Here is a 3012-nt window from a genome sequence, read left to right as displayed (position 1 = left end):
AATGAGTTAGTACATTGAAAACTGAATATAATCCAAGAAAAAACCGAGAAACAATCAAAAGAGAAGAGATTGCCAAAGAGCGACCGAGAGAGTATCTTGAGTAAGGTCAAGTAAAGAAGGGCGCACGGTGAATGCCTAGGCACAATGAGGCGAAGAAGGACGTGACGAACCACGAAAGGCTTCGGGGAGCGGTAAGTACGCAGCGATCCGGAGACATCCGAATGGGGGAACCCAATGCATGCAGATGCATTACCAGGCGGTGAATAGATAGCCGGCTGGGGCAAGACGCAGTGAACTGAAACATCTAAGTAGCTGCAGGAAGAGAAAGAAAAATCGATTTCCCTAGTAGCGGCGAGCGAAAAGGAAAGAGCCCAAACCAGATGATTTATCATTTGGGGTTGTAGGACTGCGACAAGGCAGCGCAAAGGATAGCAGAATTATCTGGGAAGGTAAGCCAGAGAGGGTGAGAGCCCCGTAAGCGAAATCCGGAGCGCGCTGAGCAGGATCCTGAGTAGGTCGGGACACGAGGAATCCCGATTGAAGCAGCGAGGACCATCTCGCAAGGCTAAATACTACATTGTGACCGATAGTGAACCAGTACCGTGAGGGAAAGGTGAAAAGAACCCCGGGAGGGGAGTGAAAGAGAACCTGAAACCGTGTGCTTACAAATAGTCAAAGCCCATTAAAGGGTAATGGCGTGCCTTTTGTAGAATGAACCGGCGAGTTACGTTAATTAGCGAGGTTAAGTCAGAAAAGACGGAGCCGGAGCGAAAGCGAGTCTGAAGAGGGCGGAGCAGTTAGTTGATGTAGACCCGAAACCAAGTGACCTACCCATGACCAGGTTGAAGGTGCGGTAAAGCGCACTGGAGGACCGAACCCACGTAAGTTAAAAATTGCGGGGATGAGTTGTGGGTAGCGGTGAAATTCCAAACGAACTTGGAGATAGCTGGTTCTCTCCGAAATAGCTTTAGGGCTAGCCTGGTGCCAGGACGATCATGGAGGTAGAGCACTGTTTGGACGAAGGGCCCGTCAGGGGTTACTGAATTCAGATAAACTGCGAATTCCAGAGATCGAGGCACTGGAGTCAGACTGCGAGTGATAAGATCCGTAGTCGAAAGGGAAACAGCCCAGATCACCAGTTAAGGTCCCCAAATCTATGCTAAGTGGAAAAGGATGTGGAGTTGCGTAGACAACTAGGATGTTGGCTCAGAAGCAGCCATCATTAAAAGAGTGCGTAATAGCTCACTAGTCGAGTGACGCTGCGCCGAAAATTTACCGGGGCTAAGCATAGTACCGAAACTGTGGATGTGCAGTAATGCACGTGGTAGGAGAGCGTTCTAAATGCGGCGAAGCTTAACTGAGAAGATAAGTGGAGCGTTTAGAAGTGAGAATGCCGGTATGAGTAGCGCAAGACAGGTGAGAATCCTGTCCGCCGAAAGACTAAGGTTTCCTGGGGCAGGCTCGTCCGCCCAGGGTAAGTCGGGACCTAAGGCAAGGCCGAAAGGCGTAGTCGATGGACAACAGGTAGAAATTCCTGTACTGCGCAGCTTCGTTAATAGCGAAGGAGGGACGCAGGAGGCAAAGAACGCATGGCGCTGGAAGCCATGTTCAAGCGTTAAGTGTGGTAATGAGTCAAATGCTTGTTACCGGTAAGCACAAGGCGTGATGAGGAGCGAAATCAAAGTAGCGAAGGTTCAAGCGTCACACTGCCAAGAAAAGCTTCTAGCGAGAAGCTGCGTACCCGTACCGCAAACCGACACAGGTAGTCGAGTGGAGAACACTCAGGTGAGCGAGAGAACTCTCGTTAAGGAACTCGGCAAAATCGCCCCGTAACTTCGGGAGAAGGGGTGCTGGTGTAAGAGCCAGCCGCAGTGAATAGGCCCAAACAACTGTTTATCAAAAACACAGGTCTCTGCTAAGTCGTAAGACGACGTATAGGGGCTGACACCTGCCCGGTGCTGGAAGGTTAAGGAGAGCTGTTAGCGCAAGCGAAGCAGCGAACTGAAGCCCCAGTAAACGGCGGCCGTAACTATAACGGTCCTAAGGTAGCGAAATTCCTTGTCGGGTAAGTTCCGACCTGCACGAAAGGTGTAATGATTTGGGCACTGTCTCAACGAGAGACTCGGTGAAATTATAATACCCGTGAAGATGCGGGTTACCCGCGACAGGACGGAAAGACCCCATGGAGCTTAACTGCAATTTGATATTGGGCAGCTGTTAAACATGTACAGGATAGGTAGGAGCCGGAGAAGATAGCACGCCAGTGTTATCAGAGGCAATGTTGGGATACTACCCTTGTTTGATGGCTGCTCTAACCAGGGCCTCTAAGCGAGGCATGGGACAGTGTCAGACGGGCAGTTTGACTGGGGCGGTCGCCTCCTAAAGAGTAACGGAGGCGCCCAAAGGTTCCCTCAGAATGGTTGGAAATCATTCACAGAGTGCAAAGGTATAAGGGAGCTTGACTGCGAGAGCGACAACTCGAGCAGGGACGAAAGTCGGGCTTAGTGATCTGGTGGTACCGCATGGAAGGGCCATCACTCAACGGATAAAAGCTACCCTGGGGATAACAGGCTTATCTCCCCCAAGAGTTCACATCGACGGGGAGGTTTGGCACCTCGATGTCGGCTCGTCGCATCCTGGGGCTGAAGTCGGTCCCAAGGGTTGGGCTGTTCGCCCATTAAAGCGGCACGCGAGCTGGGTTCAGAACGTCGCGAGACAGTTCGGTCCCTATCCGTCGTGGGCGTAGGAAATTTGCGAGGAGCTGTCCTTAGTACGAGAGGACCGGGATGGACATACCGCTGGTGTACCAGTTGTCTTGCCAAAGGCATCGCTGGGTAGCTAAGTATGGCCGGGATAAGCGCTGAAAGCATCTAAGTGCGAAGCCCCCCTCAAGATGAGATTTCCCATACGTAAGTAGTAAGACACCTCAAAGACTAAGAGGTAGATAGGCTGGGAGTGGAAGAGCCGCGAGGCTTGGAGCGGACCAGTACTAATCAGTCGAGGACTTGACCA

Annotated in this window: 1 rRNA gene; it reads left to right on the top strand. The window is 51.7% G+C overall.

Annotated elements, in window-relative coordinates:
* Positions 1-104: 104 nt before the first annotated feature.
* Positions 105-3012 (top strand): 23S ribosomal RNA (locus ERK18_RS09255).

The organism is Lactobacillus kimbladii (assembly GCF_014323605.1).
GTDB lineage: Bacteria > Bacillota > Bacilli > Lactobacillales > Lactobacillaceae > Lactobacillus > Lactobacillus kimbladii_B.
This window is presented reverse-complemented; position numbering and strand designations above follow the sequence as displayed.